This window comes from Streptomyces sp. NPDC001604, from assembly GCF_042893475.1.
GTDB lineage: Bacteria > Actinomycetota > Actinomycetes > Streptomycetales > Streptomycetaceae > Streptomyces.
Genome location: NZ_JBIAUY010000002.1, coordinates 30,079 through 54,437, shown reverse-complemented (window position 1 = coordinate 54,437; position 24,359 = coordinate 30,079). Strand labels below are relative to the sequence as shown.

General features: G+C 70.9%; 25 protein-coding genes. 17 read left to right on the top strand and 8 right to left on the bottom strand.

Translation table 11 applies throughout. The features are described from left to right. Positions 1 to 224: 224 nt before the first annotated feature. Positions 225 to 1,562: a PH domain-containing protein gene (locus ACFY1E_RS05410; RefSeq protein ID WP_389071749.1), complete on the bottom strand. Its 1,338-nt coding sequence runs from the start codon at positions 1,560 to 1,562 to the stop codon at positions 225 to 227. Further along, positions 1,559 to 2,071 (bottom strand): PH domain-containing protein, encoded by a 513-nt coding sequence (locus ACFY1E_RS05405; RefSeq protein ID WP_389071747.1) that lies wholly within the window; start codon positions 2,069 to 2,071, stop codon positions 1,559 to 1,561. Before ACFY1E_RS05405 ends, ACFY1E_RS05410 begins: the two co-directional genes overlap by 4 nt. 31 nt (positions 2,072 to 2,102) lie before the next feature. Here ACFY1E_RS05405 and ACFY1E_RS05400 point away from each other — a divergent pair, with 31 nt between their 5' ends. Beyond that, the gene (locus tag ACFY1E_RS05400; protein WP_389071744.1) at positions 2,103 to 3,254 is read left to right on the top strand and encodes an NADH-quinone oxidoreductase subunit D; all 1,152 of its coding nucleotides are present in this window, start codon (positions 2,103 to 2,105) and stop codon (positions 3,252 to 3,254) included. A gap of 25 nt (positions 3,255 to 3,279) precedes the next feature. Here ACFY1E_RS05400 and ACFY1E_RS05395 read toward each other — a convergent pair whose 3' ends face one another. After that, complete coding sequence (locus ACFY1E_RS05395) at positions 3,280 to 4,293, bottom strand: SAM-dependent methyltransferase (protein WP_389071743.1); 1,014 nt, start codon at positions 4,291 to 4,293, stop codon at positions 3,280 to 3,282. A gap of 118 nt (positions 4,294 to 4,411) precedes the next feature. Here ACFY1E_RS05395 and ACFY1E_RS05390 point away from each other — a divergent pair, with 118 nt between their 5' ends. The 3 genes from ACFY1E_RS05390 (at position 4,412) to ACFY1E_RS05380 (ending at position 7,080) form a co-directional block, all read left to right on the top strand. Continuing rightward, positions 4,412 to 5,611, top strand: coding sequence for a sensor histidine kinase (locus tag ACFY1E_RS05390; RefSeq protein WP_389071741.1), 1,200 nt, complete (start codon positions 4,412 to 4,414; stop codon positions 5,609 to 5,611). Between the two features lie 114 nt (positions 5,612 to 5,725). Then, positions 5,726 to 6,397, top strand: a complete 672-nt coding sequence (locus ACFY1E_RS05385; protein WP_115906689.1) for a response regulator transcription factor — start codon at positions 5,726 to 5,728, stop codon at positions 6,395 to 6,397. A gap of 50 nt (positions 6,398 to 6,447) precedes the next feature. After that, a complete protein-coding gene (locus tag ACFY1E_RS05380; protein WP_389071739.1) occupies positions 6,448 to 7,080 on the top strand; it encodes an AAA family ATPase in 633 nt (210 codons plus the stop codon). A 42-nt stretch (positions 7,081 to 7,122) separates the two neighbouring features. Here the strand turns inward: ACFY1E_RS05380 and ACFY1E_RS05375 are convergent, their stop codons facing one another. Continuing rightward, complete coding sequence (locus tag ACFY1E_RS05375; RefSeq protein ID WP_389071737.1) at positions 7,123 to 8,226, bottom strand: DUF5937 family protein; 1,104 nt, start codon at positions 8,224 to 8,226, stop codon at positions 7,123 to 7,125. A gap of 157 nt (positions 8,227 to 8,383) precedes the next feature. On the opposite strand from ACFY1E_RS05375, the gene ACFY1E_RS05370 reads away from it, so the two are divergent. Next, the gene (locus tag ACFY1E_RS05370) at positions 8,384 to 8,599 is read left to right on the top strand and encodes a hypothetical protein (protein WP_389071735.1); all 216 of its coding nucleotides are present in this window, start codon (positions 8,384 to 8,386) and stop codon (positions 8,597 to 8,599) included. On the opposite strand, the gene ACFY1E_RS05365 is transcribed toward ACFY1E_RS05370, so the two are convergent. Beyond that, positions 8,589 to 9,839, bottom strand: coding sequence for a threonine aldolase family protein (locus tag ACFY1E_RS05365; RefSeq protein WP_389071732.1), 1,251 nt, complete (start codon positions 9,837 to 9,839; stop codon positions 8,589 to 8,591). The genes ACFY1E_RS05370 and ACFY1E_RS05365 overlap by 11 nt on opposite strands. 186 nt (positions 9,840 to 10,025) lie before the next feature. Here ACFY1E_RS05365 and ACFY1E_RS05360 point away from each other — a divergent pair, with 186 nt between their 5' ends. The 10 genes from ACFY1E_RS05360 to ACFY1E_RS05315 all read left to right on the top strand — a co-directional run bounded on the left by ACFY1E_RS05360 (position 10,026) and on the right by ACFY1E_RS05315 (position 18,270). Further along, on the top strand, positions 10,026 to 10,955 hold the full coding sequence (locus ACFY1E_RS05360) for a DUF2520 domain-containing protein (RefSeq protein ID WP_344406231.1): 930 nt from the start codon (positions 10,026 to 10,028) through the stop codon (positions 10,953 to 10,955). Then, positions 10,952 to 11,950: a pantoate--beta-alanine ligase gene (gene panC / locus ACFY1E_RS05355; protein WP_389071730.1), complete on the top strand. Its 999-nt coding sequence runs from the start codon at positions 10,952 to 10,954 to the stop codon at positions 11,948 to 11,950. Before ACFY1E_RS05360 ends, panC begins: the two co-directional genes overlap by 4 nt. Beyond that, a complete protein-coding gene (locus ACFY1E_RS05350; RefSeq protein WP_389071728.1) occupies positions 11,947 to 13,668 on the top strand; it encodes an L-aspartate oxidase in 1,722 nt (573 codons plus the stop codon). The genes panC and ACFY1E_RS05350 overlap by 4 nt, the downstream gene beginning before the upstream one ends. Before the next feature lie 5 nt (positions 13,669 to 13,673). Continuing rightward, the gene (nadC, locus tag ACFY1E_RS05345) at positions 13,674 to 14,651 is read left to right on the top strand and encodes a carboxylating nicotinate-nucleotide diphosphorylase (RefSeq protein WP_389071725.1); all 978 of its coding nucleotides are present in this window, start codon (positions 13,674 to 13,676) and stop codon (positions 14,649 to 14,651) included. 9 nt (positions 14,652 to 14,660) lie between these two features. Next, positions 14,661 to 15,458, top strand: coding sequence for a type III pantothenate kinase (locus ACFY1E_RS05340; protein ID WP_030942637.1), 798 nt, complete (start codon positions 14,661 to 14,663; stop codon positions 15,456 to 15,458). Between the two features lie 129 nt (positions 15,459 to 15,587). Continuing rightward, positions 15,588 to 16,247 carry a hypothetical protein gene (locus tag ACFY1E_RS05335; RefSeq protein ID WP_389073320.1) on the top strand — a complete coding sequence of 220 codons (660 nt, stop codon included), beginning with the start codon at positions 15,588 to 15,590 and terminating at the stop codon, positions 16,245 to 16,247. Positions 16,248 to 16,320: 73 nt separating this feature from the next. Then, complete coding sequence (locus ACFY1E_RS05330) at positions 16,321 to 16,500, top strand: hypothetical protein (RefSeq protein WP_389071723.1); 180 nt, start codon at positions 16,321 to 16,323, stop codon at positions 16,498 to 16,500. A 180-nt stretch (positions 16,501 to 16,680) separates the two neighbouring features. Beyond that, positions 16,681 to 17,088, top strand: coding sequence for a BlaI/MecI/CopY family transcriptional regulator (locus ACFY1E_RS05325; RefSeq protein WP_389073318.1), 408 nt, complete (start codon positions 16,681 to 16,683; stop codon positions 17,086 to 17,088). 9 nt (positions 17,089 to 17,097) lie between these two features. Then, on the top strand, positions 17,098 to 17,649 hold the full coding sequence (locus ACFY1E_RS05320) for an amino-acid N-acetyltransferase (protein WP_389071721.1): 552 nt from the start codon (positions 17,098 to 17,100) through the stop codon (positions 17,647 to 17,649). Positions 17,650 to 17,934: 285 nt separating this feature from the next. Further along, complete coding sequence (locus tag ACFY1E_RS05315) at positions 17,935 to 18,270, top strand: Lsr2 family protein (protein WP_007498879.1); 336 nt, start codon at positions 17,935 to 17,937, stop codon at positions 18,268 to 18,270. 8 nt (positions 18,271 to 18,278) lie between these two features. On the opposite strand, the gene ACFY1E_RS05310 is transcribed toward ACFY1E_RS05315, so the two are convergent. After that, entirely contained in the window at positions 18,279 to 18,890 is a 612-nt protein-coding gene (locus ACFY1E_RS05310) for an SCO3374 family protein (RefSeq protein WP_389071719.1), read from the bottom strand. A 430-nt stretch (positions 18,891 to 19,320) separates the two neighbouring features. Here ACFY1E_RS05310 and ACFY1E_RS05305 point away from each other — a divergent pair, with 430 nt between their 5' ends. Beyond that, a complete protein-coding gene (locus ACFY1E_RS05305) occupies positions 19,321 to 21,846 on the top strand; it encodes an ATP-dependent Clp protease ATP-binding subunit (RefSeq protein WP_115906674.1) in 2,526 nt (841 codons plus the stop codon). A 69-nt stretch (positions 21,847 to 21,915) separates the two neighbouring features. On the opposite strand, the gene ACFY1E_RS05300 is transcribed toward ACFY1E_RS05305, so the two are convergent. Beyond that, positions 21,916 to 22,515, bottom strand: a complete 600-nt coding sequence (locus tag ACFY1E_RS05300) for an HAD family acid phosphatase (protein ID WP_389071717.1) — start codon at positions 22,513 to 22,515, stop codon at positions 21,916 to 21,918. A 459-nt stretch (positions 22,516 to 22,974) separates the two neighbouring features. Here ACFY1E_RS05300 and ACFY1E_RS05295 point away from each other — a divergent pair, with 459 nt between their 5' ends. Beyond that, positions 22,975 to 23,670: a M23 family metallopeptidase gene (locus ACFY1E_RS05295; RefSeq protein ID WP_389071714.1), complete on the top strand. Its 696-nt coding sequence runs from the start codon at positions 22,975 to 22,977 to the stop codon at positions 23,668 to 23,670. A gap of 14 nt (positions 23,671 to 23,684) precedes the next feature. Here ACFY1E_RS05295 and ACFY1E_RS05290 read toward each other — a convergent pair whose 3' ends face one another. Further along, positions 23,685 to 24,281, bottom strand: a complete 597-nt coding sequence (locus ACFY1E_RS05290; RefSeq protein ID WP_389071712.1) for a TetR/AcrR family transcriptional regulator — start codon at positions 24,279 to 24,281, stop codon at positions 23,685 to 23,687. Between the last annotated feature and the right edge of the window lie 78 nt (positions 24,282 to 24,359).

Genomic DNA, 24,359 nt, shown 5'->3' with positions numbered 1-24,359 from the left:
ACCAGCCGCGCGCTGTCGCCGGGGCGTGGTCCTACGTCGCCATCCACTGGTCCGGCGGTGGGTCTCGTCGCCCAGTCCGTGACCGCTCGGCCTGTCCTTGCAGGAGTTCGCTGCGTCTTGGGCGTGTGGCTCGGTTGGGGTCGTCGTGGTCTTGTCGTTCGGTGGGTCGTCACGGCCGTTTCCAGGGCTGCTGGACCAGCCGTGAGCTGCCGCCGGCGCATTGCCTATCGCGCCATCCACCGGTCCGGCAGCGCGTCCCGTCGCCCGGTCCGTGAGCGTTCGGCCTGTGCCTGCAGCAGGTCCGACGCCTCTTGGGCATCTCTCAGCCGGGCCGTCACGGTCTTGTCGGCTCCCGTGTCCACATGGACGTCGGCGAGCCGCCACAGCCGTTTCCAGGGCCCCTGGACCAGCCGCACGCTCTGCACCTTCGCATGGGGTACGAGCGCCAGGTTCCGGCGCAGCAGGCCGTGCCGGGCGGCGAACACCGTGTCGGTGACGGCGATTGCCCGGCCCCGCCACCACACCGGCAGACACCAGCCCGCCCGCCGAGGCGGCCGTGACAGCGCCTCGGACGACGGCACCGTCACCCCGGGCAGCACGCGCGCGACGACCGTCTCGGCGACCGCCCGCGGAGCGACCGGCACCAGCACGGAGTTGGACGAACCGGCCACATCCAGCTCCACCCGCACCCAGCCGAGCCGCCGCCACAGCAGCGGCTCCACGATCCGCACCGTCTGCACCCGGCCGGGCGGCACCGTCTCGTGCGTACGGTCGAGGAGCCCGTGGTCGATGCGCAGCCCGTCCGGTGACTCGCCCACCGTCCAGTCGTACTCGCCGACGAACCGCCCCGCGCTGCTCGCGCCCGCCGCACCCAGCAGCGGCAGGCCCGTCGCGAGGACCGTCCACACGCTGTGGGTGGCCAGCCAGAGCACCGGCGGGACGACGAGCGCGGCCGCCAGGGAGCCCCAGGTGGCTCCCGTCAGCAGGACGGAGATCGCGAGATCGCGCGGCGGCGTGCGCAACAGCTCGCGCGACGGCGCCTCACCGACCTCGTGCGCGGTCTCGGGCGCGAAACCCGCGGCGCGCGCCAGCAGTTCCGCGCGCAGCGCACGCGCCTCGCGCTCCCCCAGGAAGGAGAGCTCGTCCTTCTTGTCGGTCCCGACGACGTCGAGTTTGAGCTTGGCGACGCCCGCCACGCGCGCGAGGAGCGGCTGGGTGACGTCGACGGCCTGGATGCGTTCCAGCCGGATGTGCGCGGTGCGCCGGAACAGCAGACCGGTCCGTATCCGCAGCTCGGTCTCGGTCACCGCGAAGTGCGTGAACCACCAGGTCAGAAAGCCGTACAGGGAGGCGGCCGGGACGAGGACGGCGAGTGCTGTCAGGAGGGTCGTGGTGGTCAGCCGAGTCAGCTGCTGCTGCGCCTGGTCGGGATCGTGCAGGGCCCACCCGATGATCACGGCCACCGGCGCCCACGCCCGCCTCAGGGGCGTCACAGGGTGCAGCCGCCGCTCGACGACGGGTTCCTTCGCGGCTACGGCGTCCTCGACGCCCGGCGCGGTCACAGACCCGCCGATCGGGCCTCGCCGAGCTCGGTGAGCCGGTCGCGCAGCCGCTCCGCCTCGGCCGGGTCAAGGCCCGGGATGGTCGCGTCGGTCGCCGCGGCCGCCGTGTGCAGCTGCACGCTGGCCAGCCCGAAATGGCGCTCGACGGGCCCCGACGTCACCTCGACCAGTTGCATCCGCCCGTACGGCACCACCGTCTCCTCGCGCCACAGCACACCCCGGCTGATCAGCAGGTCGTCGGCCCGCTCGGCGTACCGCCAGGAGCGCCAGTTGCGGCCGAGCAGCACCCAGCCCCAGGCCGCCAGTGCCAGCGGCAGCAGCGCGAAGGCGGCCCAGCCCGGTCCGGCGAGCAGCCCGAGCAGCAGGCCCAGGGCGAGGGCCAGCAGCCCCAGCCACACCACCAACAGCAGTCGGCGCATCCGCAGCAGCCCGGGCGGCAGCCCGATCCACACCGGCTCCGCCGACCCGTCCCCCGTCGTCCCCGTGTTGTGCGGGCTCCCCGTCTCCATGCGGCCAGCGTACGTAGGAGAGACTGAGTCCATGACTCCTACGACGGAGACCATGGTCGGTATCGGCGGCGCCGCGGAGAGCACCGACATGGTGCTCAACATCGGGCCACAGCACCCGTCCACGCACGGCGTGCTGCGGCTGCGCCTGGTGCTGGACGGTGAGCGCATCATGCGCGCCGAGCCGGTCATCGGGTACATGCACCGCGGCGCGGAGAAGCTCTTCGAGGCGCGCGACTACCGCCAGATCATCATGCTCGCCAACCGCCACGACTGGCTGTCGGCCTTCTCGAACGAGCTCGGTGTGGTCCTCGCGGTGGAGCGCATGCTGGGCATGGAGGTCCCCACGCGCGCGGTATGGACGCGCACGCTGCTCGCGGAGCTCAACCGGGTGCTCAACCACCTGATGTTCCTGGGCTCGTACCCGCTGGAGCTCGGCGGCATCACGCCGGTCTTCTACGCCTTCCGGGAGCGCGAGGTCCTCCAGAACGTCATGGAGGAGGTCTCCGGCGGCCGCATGCACTACATGTTCAACCGCGTCGGCGGCCTCAAGGAGGACCTGCCGGCGGGCTGGGCCACGCGCGCGCGTGCCGCCGTCGCCGCCGTGCGCTCGCGCATGGACGTCTACGACGACCTGGTGCTCGGCAACGAGATCTTCCGGGGGCGCACGCGGGGCGTGGGCGCGCTGGCGCCCGAGACGGTGCACGCCTACGGCGTGAGCGGGCCGATCGCGCGCGCCTCGGGCGTCGACTTCGACCTGCGCCGCGACGAGCCCTATCTCGCGTACGGCGAACTGCAGGACACCCTGAAGATCGTCACCCGGCAGGAGGGCGACTGCCTCGCCCGCTTCGAGGTGCTCCTGGAGCAGACCCACGTCGCCCTCGACCTCGCCGACGCCTGCCTCGACCGGCTCGCCGAGCTGCCGCCGGGGCCGATCAACCAGCGGCTCCCCAAGGTCCTGAAGGCGCCCGAGGGGCACACCTACGCCTGGACCGAGAACCCGCTCGGCATCAACGGCTACTACCTCGTCAGCAAGGGCGAGAAGACCCCGTACCGGCTGAAACTGCGCTCGGCCTCGTACAACAACATCCAGGCGCTCGTGGAACTCCTGCCGGGGACGCTGGTCGCGGACATGGTGGCGATCCTGGGGTCGCTGTTCTTCGTGGTCGGGGACATCGACAAGTAGCGCGGCGGGCCAGGGACGGGCGCGGTCAGCCGAGGAGTGCGTCCGGAATTCCCACCGGCTGCAGCAGCCAGCCGAAGTCGCCGAGGCCGCCCGGTGCGGTGAGTTCGGCGGCTTCACCGGCGCTCGCGAGGGCTCGTACGTAGGCGGCGGGCTCGCTGGACGCGAGTGCGAGCGGGGGGCGTGCGCCGGTGAAGCCCAGGGCGCGCAAGGCCTCGCGCTGGGGCAGAAGGCGCGCGCCGGAGAGCATCCGCGCCGACCCGTGCGCCGCGCACGCGTCCAGGGCGACATGTGCCGTGATGTCGCACGACCCGTCCGGCACGGGCGCCGTCTCGCGCCCCGCGCGGAAGCCGGTGAGCGTACCGAACGGGGGGCGCGTGTCCAGGGTGTGCGCGTAGTCCACGGCGACCGCGAGCCCCCGGTCGAGCGAGGAGACCGCGGCCGCCCAGGCCTCGTCGCGGGGCAGCCCGATCTCGGCCCGCAGCCCCTCCTCGGCCGGCAGCGGCCACCACCGGGCGAGCCACTCCGCTTCCGCACCGCCGACCGGCGCCCCGAGCCGTTCGGCCCCGTCCTGCCGTACGAGCACGTGCCGCGGTACGCCCGCCGCGTCCACCTCGGCGACGTCCAGCGGCACGTTGTCCAGCCACTCGTTGGCGAACAGCAGCCCGGTGACCTGCCGTGGCGGCTCGGCGAGCCACTCGATCCGGTCGTCGAGGCCCGCCGGGCGGCCGGCGATCTCGACGGCGTACGCACGCGTGCGTGCCGCCACCTCGGCGGGCAGCGCGGCCAGTACACCGCCGGCCAGCTCACCCCGGCCCGCCGCCATGTCGACGAAGGCCAGCGCGCCGGGCCGCCCCAGGGCCTCGTCGACCCGGCACAGCAGCCGCGCCACCGCCTCGGCGAACAGCGGGGACGCATGCACGGACGTACGGAAGTGCCCGGCCGGCCCCTCCGGCCTGCGATAGAACCCACCGGGCCCGTACAGCGCGTCCTGCGCCGCCGCCCGCCAGCCCTGCCACCGGCTCGATGTCTCTTCCGTCACCGGGCCAGGCTAAGCGCGCAGGAGAGGGGGGCCTCCACCTTGGGGAGTATGTACGCCGGGTGTGGATCGGCCCTCCGGTTGACCCCTGCATGCATCTCGCTTCCCTACGCTGGGTTACGTGCAGCGCCTCTATGACTTCCTCCGCAGACACCCGACAGGGGTCGACACCCTCTGGGCCGTCTTCCTGTTCGGGATCTCGCTGCTGAGCGGAACCGCCAGTTCGGCCGTCCGGGGCACCGACTCACCGGCGCTGATCGTTCCGATCGCGTTTCTGCTGTGCCTGGTGATCGCGCTGCGCCGGCGCATGCCGGAGAAGATGCTGCTGCTGACGATCGGGCTCGGTCTGGCGCAGCTGGCGCTGAACGTCCAGACGATGGCCGCCGACTTCGCGATGCTGGTGATCGTCTACACGGTGGCCACGACGGGCAACCGATGGGCCTCCAGGCTCGCGCTGGCCGTGGGGCTGTGCGCGGCGCCGATGGCGCAGACGCGCTGGCCGCTGGACGGAAGCGCGCTGGGCAATGCCGCGAAGGCGGTCTTCCTGACCGTGCCGTTCGCGCTCGCCTGGGTGCTCGGCGACTCCATCCGCACCCGCCGCGCCTATTTCGCGCAGCTGGAGGAGCGCGCCGCCCGGCTGGAGAAGGAGCGGGAGGCGCAGGCCAAGGTCGCGGTCGCGGCCGAACGGGCCCGGATCGCCCGCGAGTTGCACGACGTCGTCGCGCACAACGTGTCGGTGATGGTGGTGCAGGCCGACGGCGCCGCCTATGTCCTGGACGCCGCCCCCGACCAGGCCAAGAAGGCCCTGGAGACCATCTCCTCCACCGGCCGCCAGGCCCTCGCCGAGATGCGCCGCCTGCTCGGCGTACTGCGCACCGGCGAGCACACGGAGGCCGGCGAGTACGTTCCGCAGCCCGACGTCGACCAGATCGACGAGCTGATCGAGCAGTGCCGCACCTCCGGTCTGCCCGTCGACTTCAAGGTCGAGGGCACCCCGCGCCCGCTGCCCAGCGGCGTCGAGCTGACCGCGTACCGCATCGTGCAGGAGGCGCTGACCAACACGCGCAAGCACGGCGGTCCGAACGCGGGCGCCAGCGTGCGCCTGGTCTACTTCGACGACGGCCTCGGCCTGCTCGTCGAGGACGACGGCAAGGGCGCCCCGCACGAGCTGTACGAGGAGGGCGGCGCCGACGGCCAGGGCCACGGCCTGATCGGCATGCGCGAACGGGTCGGTATGGTCGGCGGCACGCTGGACGCGGGGCCGCGGCCCGGTGGCGGGTTCCGGATCAGTGCGCTGCTGCCGCTGAAACCCGCACACTGACGTCTACGTACGCACCTCGTTGACACCTGTAACGACCGCGGACAGCAACTGCCGCAAACGGAAACCGCCGTAAAGCGGAAACCGCCGCAACGGAAGAGAACGGAAGAGGTCCCGATGACGATCCGCGTGATGCTCGTCGACGACCAGGTGCTGCTGCGCACCGGGTTCCGGATGGTGCTCGCCGCCCAGCCGGACATGGAGGTCGTCGCGGAGGCGGGGGACGGCGTCGAGGCCCTCCAGGTGCTGCGCGCGACCGCCGTCGACGTGGTGCTGATGGATGTGCGCATGCCGAAGCTGGACGGCGTGGAGGCCACCCGTCGTATCTGCTCGGAGCCCGACCCGCCGAAGGTGCTGATCCTGACCACCTTCGATCTCGACGAGTACGCCTTCTCAGGGCTGAAGGCGGGTGCCTCCGGTTTCATGCTCAAGGACGTGCCGCCCGGTGAACTCCTCGCCGCCATCCGCGCCGTGCACAGCGGCGACGCGGTGGTGGCACCCTCGACCACGCGCCGCCTGCTCGACCGGTTCGCGCCGATGCTGCCGAGCGTCGGGCAGGAGCCCCAGCACAAGGAGCTGGAGCGGCTCACCGAACGCGAGCGCGAGGTCATGATCCTGGTCGCGCAGGGCCTGTCCAACGGTGAGATCGCGGCCCGGCTGGTGCTGTCCGAGGCGACCGTGAAGACCCATGTGGGCCGCATCCTGACCAAGTTGGGGCTCCGGGACCGGGTGCAGGTGGTGGTCCTGGCGTACGAGACGGGTCTGGTGCGCGCGGGCGGGCACGGCTGAGCCGCCGGGCACGTGATTCCCGCGTAACCGGCGCCCACTAGGGTCTGCGCATGCTCCTGTGGATCAACGGCCCTTTCGGCGGCGGCAAGACACAGACCGCACACGAGATCCAGCGGCGCCTGCCCGGCAGCGTCATCTGCGACCCCGAGCACCCCGGCTTCGGTCTGCGCCGGATGCTCCCGCCCGAACTGCGCGGCGACTTCCAGGACCTGGCCTCCTGGCGGCAGGGCGTCGTCGAGGTGCTCGACCTCGCCCTCACCGAACGGGAAGGGGTCGTGATCGCGCCCATGACGGTCACCGACCCGGTCTGCTTCGAGCAGACCGTCGGCCGGTTGCGTGAACTCGGCCACGACGTACACCACTTCACTCTCCTTGCTCAGCGCGAGACAGTCCTCAAGCGGTTGCGCGAACGCGGTTTCGGACACCTCCTTCAGTACGTCACCGGGAGAAACTCCGGCCTGGGCAGGGAGAGCTGGGCCGTGCAGCAGCTCGACCACTGCCTGGAGCGGCTGCAGGAGCCGGAGTTCGCGGAGCACCTGTGGACGGACCACTCGACCGTGCCGAAGACGGCGGACCGCATCGCCGTACTGGCCGGACTGAGCCTCCGGCCGAACAACGAGGGCGCGCTCAGGACGCGGATGCGGCAGATGCAGGTGGGAATCCGGCACATCCGCTTCGACTGACGGCCCTCCGCAGGAGGTGCTGCCGCGCTCCGAAGGCAGGCCCTAGCGGAGTATCCCTTCGAGGAAGTCACTGCCCAGCCGGGCCACGACCGCTATGTCCAGCTGGTGCTGGACGTACCGGCCACGGCGGCGCGTGGTGATCAGGCCCGCCTTCTTCAGGACGCTGAGGTGCCGGGATATCTCCGGGGCCGTCATGCCCTGCGTCTGCGCCAGCTCGCTCGTGGTGTGGGCGCTGCGGGCCAGATAGCGGCAGAGGCGCATCCGGACGGGGTGGGACAGGGCCGTCATGCGCAGCGCCAGCTGCTCGACGGAGGGCGGCGCGGTGAGTTCGGGGGAGCCGACCGGGTAGTGCAGCGCCGGCTGCCAGCCGTGCCGGTACAGGACGGACAGGTGGGGCCAGCCGAGGCTGGTCGGGACGAGGAGGAGGCCGCCGTCCTGCGTTGCCGTACGGCCCACGCTCAGCTTGTCGACCGTGATCCTTCCGGCGGCCTCGTCGAGCGTGACCACGGGGGAGACGGCGGCCAGCGCCTCCGCGAGGCCCTTGTGCCGCAGGAGGTCGGTCTTGTGGCGGGCGTCCGCCGCCAGTTGGTGGCGCAGCCGGGACCAGGCCTCCGCGAAGAACGCCTCGTCGCAGTCCTGGAGGAACTGACGCAGCCAGCGCCGGATCCTCGGCGGGTCGGTCAGCAGCAGCTCGCTGAACCGCACCTGCCCCGGGCCCCGCGCGGCGGCCAGCTCAAGGGCGCGTCGCCGCAGCCCGGCGTCGACAAGGGGGCTCGGCCCGTCGCCGTAGGGCATCGCGCAGCCGAACTCCAGGGCGGCGTCCACGAACTGTTCGTCCGTCAGCTTGTCCAGCAGGTCGAGCTCCTCGGCGAGCGTGGCCCCGGGGAGTGCCGCGCCGCCCGGGATGCCCGCGCAGGGCAGGAACAGGTCCGAGAACGTCGTCCGCCACAGGAAGTCCGCCTCGCACATCCGGTCGGCGAGATGGGAGTCGAGCCGGGCCGTCACCCCCGTCACCCAGCCCTGCAGACCGGGATGGTGCCCCGGCTCGGACAGCGCGTGCAGCGCCATGCCGAGCTCGGCCAGGGGTGAGGGGACGACGGCGACCCTCTCCGGCCGCAGCCCCGCGATGTCGATGTGCACGCTCATGACCTCATGGTGCACCGCGCCACTGACAACGCCCGTGTCGATTGACGGCGGCCGTCAATCGACGCGACTCCACGGCCGCGGCGGCGCAGTCTGGGAGCACCGGGGCAGCCGCGGAACCCGCCGAAACCCTCTCCACGTCCCGAGAAGGCGAACAGCCATGAGCATCACGCAGCAGTACCTCCTCGACACCTACCGGGCCCGGAAGCTCGGCGAACCGGATCCGCCCGCGCCCGGGGCCGAGGACTGGCAGGTCGTACGCGAGGTGCGCGAGCACCGGCAGTTCCGTGCGGTCCTCGCCGGACGTCCGGCCCATGGGCGGACACGGCAGACCCTGGGCCGGTGGCTGCACCTGCGGCCGCGCTCTACCTGCTGACCGCCCCCGCCGCGCCGACGGCTTCCGCCTTGCCGGCCTCCTCATCGAGCCGGGACACGAACTCGGCGACCGCCGACTTCACGTCCTCGGCAGTCCACTCCAGGCCGGCGGCCCGGACGGACACCTCGGTGAACGCCAGGCCCGGGCCCTTCGGGTCCCAGGCGTCCGCGAACAGGAGGGTGCCCGTCTCCTCCCCGTGCCGGATGGCGGCCTCCGCGAGCACGTCGGGGTCGTACGGCAGCCAGACCTGGAACTCGTTGGTGTGCGGCACCTCGGGGAGGACGCACGCCCAGGGCACCCCGGCCGCCGCGAACCCCTCGCGCAGTGCGTCGGCCACCACACGCGCGTGGGCGACGTACTCGGGCAGCCGGGGCAGCTCACGCTCCAGCCCCGCAAGGGCCGACAGCACGGTCGGGAACTGCTGGAAGATCTGGCCGCCGTACCGGTGCCGCCAGGCCTTCGCCTCCTCGATGAGGGTCTTCGGGCCCGCGAGCGCGGCGCCGCCGAAGCCGTCGAGGGACTTGTAGAAGGACACGTAGACGCTGTCCGCGAGGTCCGCGATCTCGTCCAGCGGACGGCCGAAGTGGACGGTGGACTCCCACAGGCGTGCGCCGTCGAAGTGCACGACGGCGTCCCTTTCGCGGGCGGCCGCCACGACCTCGGTGAGTTCGTCCCAGGACGGCAGCACGAAACCGGCGTCCCTGAGGGGCAGTTCGAGCATCAGCGCCCCGAAGGGCTCCTCGAAGTCGCGCACCTCGTCGGCGGTCGGCAGCCGGGGCCCGCCCGCCACCCGTACCGGGCGCAACCCGCTGACCTGGCTGAACGCGTTCCGCTCGTGCACCTCGGGATGGGCCAGTGCGTGCAGGGCGACGGTGGGGCTGCCGGTGCGGCCCGCCCAGCAGCGCAGTGCCACCTGCTGCGCCATGGTGCCCGTCGGGAAGAACGCGGCGGCCTCCTTGCCGAGCAGCCCCGCGACCTTCTCCTCCAGGGCCTCGACGACGCCGTTGCCATAGATGTCCGCCGGCTCGTCCAGGTCGTACACGTCCTGCACGCCGTCCAGCGACTGCAGGCGCTCCCGGAGCGTGCCCAGGAAACCGGGGCGCGCGAGGACACGCTCAGCGCTCCGGTGCACGCCGATGCGCCGCTTACGGCGCCGCTTGCGCCGCTCTTCGTCTGATATCTGGTCTTCGTCCGATGTCGGGTCGGAGTGCCGCTCGACCTGCTGCGCCGCATAGCTCATACCCCGGATCATGCCTGGCGCGAGTAGGGGCGGGCACGCGGTTTTCCCCAGGCTTGCCAGGGGCGGCGGCGCCGTGGCGTAACCCACAGCCTGTGGACAACCGGACGCCCTTCGAACCGATCGCGTTAACATGACGAGAAATCGTCCGGTACCCGGAGCGGACTGGAACGGGAAGGCCGCCGTCGCGTGAGTACAAGCCAACAGCCAGACCCCAGGGACCGTCCCGCGCGGCTCACCGTAGGCGTCGTCGGCGCCGGTCGTGTGGGTCCCGCGCTGGCCGCGTCCCTCCAGCTCGCCGGGCACCGTCCGGTGGCCGTCTCCGGGGTCTCCGACGCCTCCAGGAGGCGCGCCGCGCAGCTGCTGCCCGACGTGCCGCTGGTGCCGCCCGCCGAGGTACTGGAGCGCGCCGACCTGGTCCTGCTGACCGTCCCCGACGACACCCTGCCCGGCCTGGTGGAGGGGCTCGCCGAGACCGGTGCCGTACGGCCGGGGCAGCTGCTCGTGCACACCTCCGGGCGGTACGGCGCCAAGGTCCTGGACCCCGCCCTGCGCGCGGGCGCACTGCCGCTGGCCCTGCATCCGGCGATGACCTTCACCGGCACTCCCGTGGACGTCCAGCGCCTCGCCGGGTGCTCCTTCGGGGTCACGGCGCCCGAGGAGCTGCGGCTGGCCGCCGAGGCGCTCGTGATCGAGATGGGCGGCGAGCCGGAGTGGATCGCCGAGGAGATGCGCCCGCTGTACCACGCGGCGCTCGCCCTCGGTGCGAACCACCTGGTCACGCTGGTCGCCCAGTCCATGGAGCTGCTGCGCGAGGCGGGCGTCGCGGCGCCCGACCGGATGCTCGGCCCGCTGCTCGGCGCCGCCCTCGACAACGCCCTGCGCTCCGGCGACGCGGCCCTGACCGGCCCCGTCGCGCGCGGGGACGCCGGCACGGTCGCCGCGCACGTCGCGGAGCTGCGCAAGCACGCCCCGCAGACCGTCGCCGGCTATCTGGCGATGGCCCGCGCGACCGCCGACCGGGCGCTCGCCCACGGCCTGCTGAAGCCGGAGCTCGCCGAGGACCTCCTCGGGGTACTCGCCACCGGGACCAACGGCGCCGAGGGAGACGCCCGATGACCACCCTGCTGCGCACCGCCGACGAACTGCACGCACGCACGCGTGCCGGCCGCCGCGCCGTGGTGATGACCATGGGTGCCCTGCACGAGGGCCACGCCACGCTGATCCGCACTGCGCGCGAGCTCTCCGGGCCGGACGGCGAGGTCGTCGTCACCGTCTTCGTGAACCCCCTGCAGTTCGGCGCGGGCGAGGACCTCGACCGCTATCCGCGCACCCTGGACGCCGACCTCGAGCTCGCCGAACTGTCCGGCGCGGACGTGGTGTTCGCGCCCTCGGTGGACGAGGTCTACCCGGGGGGCGAGCCCCAGGTCCGCATCAGCGCGGGCCCCATGGGGGCGCGCCTGGAGGGCGCCTCGCGCCCCGGCCACTTCGACGGCATGCTCACCGTCGTCGCCAAGCTGCTGCACCTCACCCGCCCCGACCTCGCCCTGTACGGCCAGAAGGACGCCCAGCAGCTCGCCCTGATCCGCCGCATGGTGCGGGACCTGAACTTCGGCGTCGAGATCGTCGGCGTGCCCACCGTGCGCGAGGAGGACGGCCTCGCCCTCTCCAGCCGCAACCGCTACCTCTCGCCCGAGCAGCGGCGCACGGCGCTCAGCCTCTCGCGGGCGCTGTTCGCGGGCAGCGACCGGCACGCGGCACAGGAGGCGCTGCGCGCACGGGCCCGCGAGGTGCCCGCCACGCACGCGCGTGCCGAGGCGCTCAGCGCCATAGGGGAGTCCCGCGCGGCCGCCGACGCGCACGCCGTCGCCAAGGCCCTCCCGGGCGCCCCGACGGCCGTCCGCGCGGCCGCCCGGCTGATCCTCGACGACGCAGCGCGGCTCACGCCGCCGCTCGAACTGGACTACCTGGCCCTCGTCGACCCCTCGGACTTCACCGAGATCGACGACGACTTCACCGGCGAGGCCGTCCTCGCCGTCGCCGCCCGGGTCGGGACGACCCGGCTGATCGACAACATCCCACTCGTATTCGGAACCCCCGGAGCCGCCTCGTGACCAGCACAGGCATACGACTGCACGCCCCCGCCCCAGGGTGGTCCATCGCCGCGGACGTCGTGGTCGTGGGCTCCGGCGTCGCCGGCCTCACCGCGGCCCTGCGCTGTGACGCCGCCGGCCTGAAGACGGTCGTCGTCACCAAGGCCCGCCTCGACGACGGCTCCACCCGCTGGGCGCAGGGCGGCATCGCCGCCGCCCTCGGCGAGGGCGACACCCCCGAACAGCACCTGGAGGACACCCTGGTGGCGGGCGTGGGCCTGTGCGACGAGGAGGCCGTACGGATCCTCGTCACCGAGGGCCCGGACGCCGTGCGCCGCCTCATCGCGACCGGCGCGCACTTCGACGAGTCCGAAGCGGGCGACCTGGAGCTCACCCGCGAGGGCGGCCACCACCGCCGCCGCATCGCGCACGCGGGTGGCGACGCGACCGGCGCGGAGGTCTCCCGGGCGCTCGTCGAGGCCGTACACGCGCGTGGGCTGCGCACGATCGAGAACGCGCTGGTGCTGGACCTGCTCACCGACGCGGAGGGCCGCACGGCGGGCGTGAGCCTGCACGTCATGGGCGAGGGCCAGCACGACGGCGTGGGCGCCGTGCACGCCCCCGCGGTCGTCCTCGCGACCGGCGGCATGGGCCAGGTGTTCTCCGCGACCACCAACCCCTCGGTCTCCACCGGCGACGGCGTGGCGCTCGCCCTGCGCGCCGGCGCGGAGGTCTCCGACCTGGAGTTCGTGCAGTTCCACCCGACCGTGCTGTTCCTGGGCGCCGACGCGGAGGGCCAGCAGCCCCTGGTCTCCGAGGCCGTGCGCGGCGAGGGCGCGCACCTGGTCGACGCCGACGGCGTGCGCTTCATGCTGGGGCAGCACGAACTGGCCGAACTCGCGCCCCGGGACGTCGTCGCCAAGGGCATCCTGCGCCGCATGCTGGAGCAGGACGCCGAGCACATGTTCCTCGACGCCCGGCACTTCGGCGCCGACATGTGGGAGCACCGCTTCCCGACGATCCTCGCCGCCTGCCGCGCCCACGGCATCGACCCGGTCACCGACCCCATCCCGATCGCCCCCGCGGCCCACTACGCCTCCGGCGGCGTCCGCACGGACTCCCACGGCCGCACGACCGTCCCCGGCCTGTACGCGTGCGGAGAGGTCGCCTGCACCGGCGTGCACGGCGCCAACCGCCTCGCCTCCAACTCCCTCCTCGAAGGCCTCGTCTACGCCGAGCGCATCGCGGAGGACATCGCCGCCGCCCACGCGGAGAACGGCCTCCACGCGCGCGTGCCCGAACCGGTCGAGCACCCCGAGGTGCCCGCCCACCCCCTCCTCGCCCCCGAGGACCGTTTCGCGATCCAGCGGATCATGACGGACGGCGCGGGCGTCCTGCGCTCCGCGGACTCCCTCGCCAAGGCCGCCGAACAGCTGAGCCAGCTGCACGCAGAGGCCCGCGACGCCCTCGACGAGAACGGCAAGACGTCCGAGCCCGGCGTCGACACGTGGGAGGCCACCAACCTCCTGTGCGTGGCCCGCGTCCTGGTCGCCGCCGCCCTGCTGCGCGAGGAGACGCGCGGCTGCCACTGGCGCGAGGACCGCGCCGAGCGCGACGACACCGCCTGGCGGCGCCACATCGTCGTACGGCTGAATCCCGACCGGACGCTGGCCGTGCACACCACGGACACCGCAGACTTCCCCCCGACCCGGCAGCAGCACCGTCCCCAGGAGCAGTGACAGAAGTGAGCACCCCCGACCTTCCCCTCGCCTCGTCCGGAGGCTGCGGCGACGGCTGTGCCTGTGGCGCGGACGCCGACGCGGAGTACCTGGAGTGCGGGCTCGACCCCGCGCTCGCGCAGCTGCTGGCCGACGCCGGACTCGACCCCGTGGAGGTCGAGGACATCGCCAATGTCGCCATCCAGGAGGACCTCGACCACGGTGTGGACGTGACGACCGTCGCCACCATCCCCGAGGAGGCCGTCGCCACCGCCGACTTCACCGCGCGCGAGGCGGGTGTCGTGGCGGGCCTCCGGGTCGCCGAAGCGGTGCTCTCGGTGGTATGCACGGACGAGTTCGAGGTCGAACGGCACGTCGAGGACGGCGACCGGGTGGGGGCCGGGCAGAAGCTCCTGTCGGTCACCACGCGCACGCGTGACCTGCTCACTGCCGAGCGCAGCGCGCTCAACATCCTGTGCCGGCTGTCGGGCATCGCGACCGCCACGCGCGCGTGGGCGGACGTTCTCGAGGGCTCGAAGGCACGCGTGCGTGACACCCGGAAGACGACCCCGGGTCTGCGCTCCCTGGAGAAGTACGCGGTCCGCTGCGGCGGCGGCGTCAACCACCGCATGTCGCTGTCGGACGCGGCCCTGGTCAAGGACAACCACGTGGTCGCCGCGGGCGGGGTCGCACAGGCCTTCAAGGCCGTACGGGAGGCCTTCCCGGACGTCCCGATCGAGGTCGAGGTCGACACGCTGCACCAGCTGCGCGAGGTCGTCGACGCCGGTGCCGATCTGATCCTCCTGGACAACTTCACCCCCGGTGAGTGCGAGGAGGCGGTGGCCCTGGTGCACGGCCGCGCGGCCCTGGAGGCCTCGGGCCGGCTCACCCTGGAGAACGCGAAGGCGTACGCCGACACCGGCGTCGACTACCTCGCCGTAGGAGCCCTGACCCACTCCTCGCCGATCCTCGACATCGGTCTCGACCTGCGAGCGGCGGAGTAGGTACCGGCCATGCTGCTGACGATCGACGTAGGGAACACGCACACCGTCCTCGGGCTCTTCGACGGGGACGACATCGTCGAGCACTGGCGCATCTCCACCGACGCGCGCCGCACGGCGGACGAACTGGCGGTGCTGCTGCAGGGCCTGATGGGCATGCACCCGCTGCTCGGCGACGAACTGGGCGACGGCATCGACGGGATCGCGATCTGCGCGACCGTGCCGTCCGTGCTGCACGAGCTGCGCGAGGTGACGCGCCGGTACTACGGCGACGTGCCCGCGGTGCTGGTGGAGCCGGGCGTGAAGACGGGCGTGCCGATCCTGACCGACAACCCCAAGGAGGTCGGCGCCGACCGCATCATCAACGCGGTGGCGGCGGTCGAGCTGTACGGAGGGCCCGCGATCGTCGTGGACTTCGGCACGGCGACGACCTTCGACGCCGTCTCCGCGCGCGGGGAGTACATCGGCGGCGTCATCGCGCCCGGTATCGAGATCTCCGTCGAGGCGCTCGGTGTCCGGGGTGCACAGCTGCGGAAGATCGAGGTGGCCCGGCCGCGGAGCGTGATCGGCAAGAACACGGTCGAGGCGATGCAGTCCGGGATCATCTACGGGTTCGCCGGCCAGGTCGACGGGGTCGTGAGCCGGATGGCGCGGGAGCTGGCGGAGGACCCGGACGACGTGACGGTGATCGCGACCGGCGGACTGGCACCGATGGTGCTGGGCGAGTCCTCGGTGATCGACGAGCACGAGCCGTGGCTGACCCTGGTCGGGCTGCGGCTGGTGTACGAGCGGAACGTGGCGCGCATGTGAGACCGGTCCCGCGGGGCAACCGGGTGGCTCGGCCGCGCCACACCCGTCCCCTGTAGCGAAATATGTCGAATTTGTCTGATTAGCGCGTATCGTCGCCGCATGCCCACGCCATACGGATCACGCGGCGGCATGGCGTTCGGTGTGGAGGAGCTGCGTGTGCTCCGCCGCGCCCTCGCCCTCGCCCTTCAGCCAGGCCCCACTCCTGCCGGGGACGTCCAGGACTGCCTCCGTCTCGCCGAGTCGCTCGACGAGGCGATGCGCGAGGGCGCCAGACTGCGTGCCTTCCTGGTGGCCGACCTCGCGCGCTACCGCGCCGCCCTGCCCGGCACCACCGCCGACTACCTGGTGCTCCTCGAGGAGGCGCTGGGCGCCGGGTACCGGCCGGACCCCGACGACCTCGCCGCCCTCCGGGCGCTGCGCGGCAACCCGGCGGCCTCCGTCCTCCTGGGGCGCTGCCGGATGCTCGCCGAGCAGGACGTGCGCGCCCGCCTCGCGCGCGATCCGGCCCGCCCGGCGGCCCCGACCGTCCCCGCCGCCCGCAACCGCCTCACGGCCCTCCAAGGCGGCCTCAAGGGCGCCGAGAGGCACCTCGGGCCGGACGTCGACCGGGACCCCGCCAGGAAGCCCGAGAAGAAGCCCGCCGAGAAGCCCGCGGCTCCCAAACCGGCCCCTGCTCCCGCCGCCCCGAAACCGGCCCGCCCCATCCCGACCCCGGGCGAGGTCTTCCCCCGCCGCAAACCGACCCCGCCGTCCGGCTCCAACCCGCCCCGGCACCTCGCCGCCGGCTGACCCGGCCCGAACCGTCCGGAACCACCCCAACCCCGCCCCGCCCGCCCCGCCACCCCGTGGCTACCCTGGACGCATGGACTACGTCTCCGCGCTTGTGCCCCCGGTCGTCATGGCCGTGTTCTTCATCGGCGTGATCAGGGTGATCGTGAAGACCCAGGGCGGGGCCAACAAGGCCAAGGAGGACGCGGCCGTCGACGCCGCCATCGCGGGCGCCGAAGGGGTCCGGCAGGGCCCCGCCAAGACCGACGGCTGAGTCCCTCCGGGGCGGCGCCCCCTCGGCGTACGGCTTCCGCGCGTCCCTGCGCCTTCGAGCCGTACGCCCCTTTTGTTGCCGTACGGCAGTAAAAGTGCCCCTCCGGGGCGCCAATGGCGAGTTCTCCCACTATTGTGCTGAGGTGTGCCTCGCCCATTGGGAGAACTCGAAGACGCGGTCATGACGCGGGTGTGGAAGTGGAACCGCCCGGTGACCGTTCGAGAAGTCCTGGAAGACCTTCAGCAGGAACGGTCCATCGCGTACACCACGGTGATGACCGTTTTGGACAATCTCCATCAGAAGGGCTGGGTGCGCCGGGAGGCGGAAGGCCGCGCCTATCGATATGAGGCCGTCTCCACCAGGGCCGCCTACGCGGCTGCTCTGATGAACGATGCCTGGTCGCAGAGCGACAACCCCGCAGCCGCTCTCGTCGCCTTCTTCGGGATGATGAGCGATGAACAGCGAGGGGCCCTCAGTGACGCCGTGCGCATCGTCCAAGGGCCGGAAACACCCGAAGCGGCCCCCGATACCGGCAGCGATACCGTCGCCGAGAACCCCGGCTCGGCACAGGAGGCCGACGGGCGATAGCGTCCGCTCATGTCAGCAGTCAGTCCCGAAGGTCCCGAAGGCCCCGAAGTCAGCGCTAAAGCCATCACTGTCCGGCGGGCCCGCACCAGCGATGTCGCCGCCGTGCGCCGTCTCCTTGACACCTACGTACGCGGCCGCATCCTGCTCGACAAAGCGACGGTCACCCTTTACGAGGACATCCAGGAGTTCTGGGTCGCCGAACGGGACGACAACGCCGAGGTGGTCGGCTGCGGTGCGCTGCATGTGATGTGGGAAGACCTCGCGGAAGTCCGCACTCTTGCTGTGAAGCCCGGCCTGAAGGGCGCCGGTGTCGGACACCAGTTGCTGGAGAAGTTGCTGCACACCGCGCGCTGGCTGGGCGTTCGTCGCGTTTTCTGTCTGACCTTCGAAGTGGAGTTCTTCGCCAAGCACGGCTTCGTCGAGATCGGGGAGACACCCGTCGACACCGATGTCTACGCGGAGCTACTGCGTTCCTATGACGAAGGCGTAGCAGAGTTCCTGGGTCTCGAACGGGTGAAACCGAACACCTTGGGCAACAGCCGGATGCTTCTGCATCTGTGATCGCCGATCACCGAGACGTATTCCGCCCACCCATGCCCTGGTTCCCTATGTCCGAAACGCGTATGTTTCCGGACGGGATGGGTCTCTGCCCGGGAGTCGGCCCGCACTGGGTCTCGCGCCGGCTCTCTCGCTCAGTCTCTCGATCGGTCTCTCCAAGGGGTTTGTGTTTTTCCGGCAAAAGCGGTTTGCTTTCCGACGTACTGCAGTACTGCATATAACAGGGGACGGCGAAACGGCGGACGCCGCAGGCCCCCGGCCCTCAAGTTATGGATGAAAGGAAATCCGGTGGCACAGAAGGTTCAGGTCCTTCTTGTCGACGACCTCGACGGCGGCGAGGCGGACGAGACCGTCACGTTCGCGTTGGACGGCAAGACTTACGAGATCGATCTCACGACCGCCAATGCGGACAAGCTCCGTGGCCTTCTCGAGCCGTACGTGAAGGGTGGTCGTCGTACCGGAGGCCGCGCTTCGGGCGGACGCGGAAAGGCACGCGCCGCTTCCGGTGGCAGCCAGGACACCGCGCAGATCCGCGCCTGGGCGAAGGAGAACGGTTACGAGGTCAACGACCGCGGCCGTGTCCCCGCGTCCATCCGCGAGGCCTACGAGAAGGCCAACGCCTGATCCAAGGCCTACGGCAGGGCCAACGGCTGGGCGCACGCGCGCCGCAGCCGCAATCGGTGGCAGTGCGTTGCCACCGTGTCCACAAGTCGCACGAGATCGGGGGCGCCCCCACCGCCCCTCACAGCCGACAGCGTCGGCAGCGAGGCCTCGACCGCGCACCCCGGCTCGGGGGGCCGCAGCCATACGGCGGCCCCCTGCACGCCCGAGCGGCCCACCGGCCGTACACCCGCCGGCTGCATCCCGGGCGGCAGCGGCGCGTCCATGACGCAGCCCGCGCCGAGCGCCCTCAGGTCGAGCGGCAGCGCCCCCCACTCCAGCCAGTCCAGCAGCCCCGGCAGCTCTTCCGCGCTGCCCGCGGCCACCAGCAGCCGCATCCGGCCCCGCTGCAGGGCCACCGGAGAACCCGGCGCGAGATGGCGCAGGCCCGCCCGGCCCGCCTCGGCCGGGACGTCCAGGACGTCGAAGCGGTCGCCCACGCGGAGCCGTACCGGAGACCCGGGGCCTCCCGTGCGTGCGGGCACTGTCGCCCAGCCCAGTTCGTTCTCGTAGAACCGGGTGACCCGGTCGCCCGGATCGAGCGGCCGACGGGGGAGCGGGACCGTGGGGAGGCTGCCAACCATGCCAAGGGCAACCGCCCGAAGAGCTTGCAAGTTACGCTGGGTGCACTGATGAATGCGCAGAGTGTCCAAAAAGGGGGCGTGCGGGGGTGCGGGGTAGCGCAAGGTTGTTCGCCCATAGCGGAGGGAACCGGTGCGCGCGGCATGGAGTGTCAGTCCCAGCGGGTAAGACATCCCTAGTGGGAGGGGGCGACACGCAGGCAAGCTGGTCTCACGTTCGCCATCGGCGTACTGATGGTGAGGGTAACCACCTGGCCTGCGGGAACATCGTCTCGCACCATCGGGTTGGAGCAGATGTCGGCGTCACGGGTCAGGAGGCCATCGACGGTGTCGGCAGTTGGAATGAGCGGTCCCCGCTTGCGGGACTAAGCTGCGGAAGGACAGGGAGGGGAAGTTCCCCCCACTGCCTGACCGCTCTGAGGAGCGATTAACGATGTTCGAGAGGTTCACCGACCGCGCGCGGCGGGTTGTCGTCCTGGCTCAGGAAGAAGCCCGGATGCTCAACCACAACTACATCGGCACCGAGCACATCCTCCTGGGCCTGATCCACGAGGGTGAGGGTGTCGCCGCCAAGGCCCTTGAGAGCCTCGGGATTTCGCTCGAGGCGGTCCGCCAGCAGGTGGAGGAGATCATCGGCCAGGGCCAGCAGGCCCCGTCCGGGCACATCCCCTTCACCCCCCGTGCCAAGAAGGTCCTGGAGCTGTCGCTCCGCGAGGCCCTTCAGCTGGGCCACAACTACATCGGCACGGAGCACATCCTGCTCGGCCTGATCCGTGAGGGCGAGGGCGTCGCCGCCCAGGTCCTGGTCAAGCTGGGCGCAGATCTCAACCGGGTGCGGCAGCAGGTCATCCAGCTGCTCTCCGGTTACCAGGGCAAGGAGACCGCCGCCGCCGGCGGGCCTGCCGAGGGCACCCCCTCGACGTCCCTGGTCCTCGACCAGTTCGGCCGGAACCTCACCCAGGCCGCTCGTGAGTCCAAGCTCGACCCGGTCATCGGGCGCGAGAAGGAGATCGAGCGGGTCATGCAGGTGCTGTCCCGCCGTACCAAGAACAACCCGGTCCTGATCGGTGAGCCCGGCGTCGGCAAGACCGCCGTCGTCGAGGGTCTCGCCCAGGCCATCGTCAAGGGCGAGGTGCCCGAGACCCTCAAGGACAAGCACCTCTACACCCTGGACCTCGGCGCGCTGGTCGCCGGCTCCCGCTACCGCGGTGACTTCGAGGAGCGCCTGAAGAAGGTGCTCAAGGAGATCCGCACCCGCGGCGACATCATCCTGTTCATCGACGAGCTGCACACGCTGGTCGGTGCGGGTGCCGCCGAGGGCGCCATCGACGCCGCTTCGATCCTGAAGCCGATGCTGGCCCGCGGTGAGCTGCAGACCATCGGTGCGACCACGCTGGACGAGTACCGCAAGCACCTGGAGAAGGACGCGGCCCTCGAGCGCCGCTTCCAGCCGATCCAGGTCGCCGAGCCGTCCCTGCCGCACACGATCGAGATCCTCAAGGGTCTGCGCGACCGGTACGAGGCCCACCACCGCGTCTCCATCACCGACGAGGCGCTGGTCCAGGCCGCCACCCTGGCCGACCGGTACATCTCGGACCGCTTCCTGCCGGACAAGGCGATCGACCTGATCGACGAGGCCGGCTCGAGGATGCGCATCCGCCGGATGACCGCGCCGCCGGACCTGCGCGAGTTCGACGAGAAGATCGCGGGCGTGCGCCGCGACAAGGAGTCCGCGATCGACTCGCAGGACTTCGAGAAGGCCGCCTCCCTGCGTGACAAGGAGAAGCAGCTCCTGGCCGCCAAGGCCAAGCGGGAGAAGGAGTGGAAGGCCGGCGACATGGACGTCGTCGCCGAGGTCGACGGCGAGCTGATCGCCGAGGTCCTCGCGACCGCCACCGGCATCCCGGTCTTCAAGCTGACCGAGGAGGAGTCCTCGCGTCTGCTGCGCATGGAGGACGAGCTCCACAAGCGGGTCATCGGCCAGGTCGACGCCGTCAAGGCGCTGTCGAAGGCGATCCGTCGTACGCGCGCGGGCCTCAAGGACCCGAAGCGTCCCGGTGGTTCGTTCATCTTCGCCGGCCCGTCCGGTGTCGGTAAGACCGAACTGTCCAAGGCCCTCGCGGAGTTCCTCTTCGGTGACGAGGACGCGCTGATCTCCCTCGACATGTCGGAGTTCAGCGAGAAGCACACGGTGTCGCGTCTCTTCGGTTCGCCCCCCGGATACGTGGGCTACGAGGAGGGCGGCCAGCTGACCGAGAAGGTCCGCCGCAAGCCGTTCTCCGTCGTCCTCTTCGACGAGGTGGAGAAGGCCCACCCGGACATCTTCAACTCGCTGCTGCAGATCCTGGAGGACGGTCGTCTGACCGACTCCCAGGGCCGGGTCGTGGACTTCAAGAACACGGTCATCATCATGACGACCAACCTCGGCACCCGGGACATCTCCAAGGGCTTCAACCTGGGCTTCGCGGCCCAGGGTGACACCAAGTCCAACTACGAGCGCATGAAGAACAAGGTCTCGGACGAGCTCAAGCAGCACTTCCGGCCCGAGTTCCTCAACCGCGTCGACGACGTGGTCGTCTTCCCGCAGCTGACCCAGGCCGACATCCTCGCGATCGTCGACCTGATGATCAGCAAGGTGGACGAGCGCCTCAAGGACCGGGACATGGGCATCGAGCTCTCCCAGTCCAGCAAGGAACTGCTGTCCAAGAAGGGTTACGACCCGGTGCTGGGTGCGCGGCCGCTGCGCCGCACCATCCAGCGCGAGATCGAGGACACGCTCTCCGAGAAGATCCTCTTCGGTGAGCTGCGTCCCGGTCACATCGTGGTCGTGGACACCGAGGGCGAGGGCGACAGCCAGACCTTCACCTTCCGCGGCGAGGAGAAGTCGGCGCTGCCCGACGTCCCGCCGATCGAGCAGGCGGCCGGCGGTGCCGGGCCGAACCTGAGCAAGGAGGCGTAGGCCTCACGGCGACGCCAGAAGGGGCCGGTGCTTTCGAGCACCGGCCCCTTCGTCATGTCCGCCCTCGGGTTACGACAACTGCCCGTTGTAGTCCGGGAGCTTGAACGCCTTGTCGGCGTGGCCGCCCGAGAGGTCGGTGGCGCTGTTGCCGATGTTCGCGATGATGTCGTAGCCCTTGTTCTCGATGTCGACGCGCTGGGCGGTCTTGTAGGCGGCGACGTCCTTGAACAGGTCGAAGAAGCCGCGGACGTACAGGCCGGAGACGTCGTAGCCGTCGTGCTCGAGGTTCCACTCGGTGGGCGCGTAGATGATGCCCGGGCGAGCGGTGACGAAGAAGAGCGAGACGCCGTGCTCCTGGGCGTACTGGGCGACGTCCAGGACGGGCTTGTTGGCCGGCTGCGGGAAGCTGAAGCCGAAGTCCGTCTCCAGCGTGGTGTTGTCGATGTCGAAGACGATCGCCTGCTTCTCGCCCGGCTGGGCCGCTGCGATCCGCTCCTTCAGATACGGCAGCGCCTGGTCCATCACCGCCTGGCAGTCCTTCTGCCAGGTCGCGTAGTCGACGCCCGAGGTGCTCGTCGCCGCGTCGGCGGGGGTGGCCAGCGCCACGAGGGCAGCTGCGGAGACTGCGGTGACCACTGCGCGGAGCGCCCAGGGGCGTCTGCTCGTCATGGTGGGGGGTCCTCTCACGTCCGTATGCCGTTGTCCTGTGCATGTTCGGCGCCGAGGGTGGCGTGAGGGGAACCGTAGGGTTACTGGGTGGTAAGTGGCCAGAGATGTGCGTCACATGACGGTTGTTCTGGAAGGAGGGTGGATCTTGTCGGTCGGTGACATGACGCACAGGCGATTCGGCCGGTACTAGGGCGGATAGTGGGCGGCGCGACGGGAAGGCAAAGAGGTCGCTTTTCTGGAATTTCCTCGGAACCCGAAGGGGGATTCCGCCGTCGCGTTCCGAATCGTCCGTTATTGGCGCTGTGTCAAGAAGAGGGAAGTTTTGGGGTGAAGTACTAGGGGCCGTCGTACATCACATGTTTTGGGCTTGGCGGGTCTCGGGGTTACCAAGGGATGGTCCATCCGGCAGCCGCTTGTGCGCCGGGTGGTTTTCTCTGCCCCCGTCTTTCCGAGGTTTCCATGTCTTCGCGTGTCACGTCCCGCTCCTCCCGTACGTCCCTGCTGCGCAGCCGCGCGGCCGTCCTGGCCGCCGGCCTCGGAATGTCGGTTGTGCTGGGGGCAGGGGTCGCGGCCGCAGCCGATGCCACCTCCGCGTCCAGTGCTGCGAGCGCCGTGAAGGCGCAGGCCGCCGCGCAGGCCAAGGCCGCCGCGAGCGCGAAGAAGGCCGCCCGGGCCGCCGCTGCCAAGAAGGCGGCCGCCGAGAAGGCCGCCAAGGCCGCTGCCGCCCGGAAGGCCGCCTCCTGGATGCATCCGGTGGAGAAGTACCGGCTGTCCGCCAGCTTCAACCAGGCCGGCGGCATGTGGCAGTCCCGGCACAGCGGGCAGGACTTCGCGGTGCCGAGCGGCACGGACGTCGTCGCCGCGCACGGCGGCACCGTCGTCAAGGCCGGCGGCAACGGCGCCGGTGACGGGCCCGCGTACGGCAACGCCATCGTGATCAGGCACGGCAACGGGACCTACTCGCAGTACGCCCATCTGTCGCGGATCGACGTCAGGGTCGGCCAGGTCGTCGCCACCGGACAGCACATAGCCCGGTCCGGGAACACCGGTAACTCCAGCGGCCCGCATCTGCACTTCGAGATCCGTACGACCCCGAACTACGGGTCGGCCGTCGACCCGGTCGCCTTCCTGCGCTCCAAGGGTGTGACCGTCTGAGGCCTGCCGGCCGCCTAGGACGGGTGTGAGGCCTGGTGCGCCCGCGTCACCAGGTCGGTGGCGACCTCGAGGACCGCCTTGCGCTTGTCCTCGGGGTCGGCCTCGATGTCGTTGAGAGCGAACATCCCGGCATGGAGCGTGAACATCGCGCTGACGCAGCGCACCTGGTCGATCAGCTCGGCGTCCGGGTCGATGAGGATGTCGCGCATGCCCATCATGCGGTTGCGGAAGATCTCGCCGATGCGCAGTTCCTTGACCGTGCTCTGGTTCTCCTGCATGAAGCGGAAGAGCGGGGCCGCGCCGGCCAGGGTGTCGCTGTAACGCCGGATGATCTCGTGCTTGGTCTCCAACGACTGCGGCTGTCGCCTGCCCCACTCGATCAGTTCCACGATCGGCTGCGAGAGGTCGTCGAAGATGCTGACGAGGATCTCTTCCTTCGTCTTGAAGTGGTAGTAGAGCGCCGCCTTGGTGACGTCGAGGCGCTCGGCGATCTCGCGCAGTGACGTCTTCTCGTACCCCTGCTCGGCGAAGAGTTCGAGCGCCACGTCCTGAATGCGCTGGCGGGTGTCTCCGCGGCGCTGCTGCTTGGTGCCGTCCATGGTGCCGCCCATCCTCGCACTCCAGAGAAACTTACTTGACGCCCGGCTAGTTACGGGGCTACCTTCCCAGTGTAGTCAACTAGCCGGGCG